Genomic DNA, 279 nt, shown 5'->3' on the forward strand with positions numbered 1-279 from the left:
TGCGTTTCCAGAGCCACGCTGTTCTGGCACTCCAGGAGGCGGCGGAGGCTTACCTCGTCGGGCTTTTTGAGGACACCAACCTCTGCGCGATCCACGCGAAGCGCGTGACCATCATGCCGAAGGACATCCAGCTCGCGAGGCGGATCCGCGGCGAGCGCGCTTAGGTTGGTTTGGCTCTGTTGCTCGGAAGTGTTGGCTGCATTGGTGCTTCAATTGTGCAATGCTATAATAGTTTGGATTGGAAGTTGTTTTTTGGGTTCTTTGGTATTTTGTGTCGGA

1 protein-coding gene is annotated in these 279 nt (G+C 55.2%); it reads left to right on the plus strand.

Going from position 1 to position 279, the window contains the following annotated elements:
• Positions 1-164, plus strand: a 164-nt coding sequence (locus tag DL891_RS17890) for a hypothetical protein (RefSeq protein WP_111721602.1), incomplete at its 5' end; no start/stop codon positions are given.
• Positions 165-279 lie beyond the last annotated feature (115 nt).

Origin of the sequence: Homoserinimonas sp. OAct 916, assembly GCF_003260275.1 — a bacterium.
GTDB lineage: Bacteria > Actinomycetota > Actinomycetes > Actinomycetales > Microbacteriaceae > OACT-916.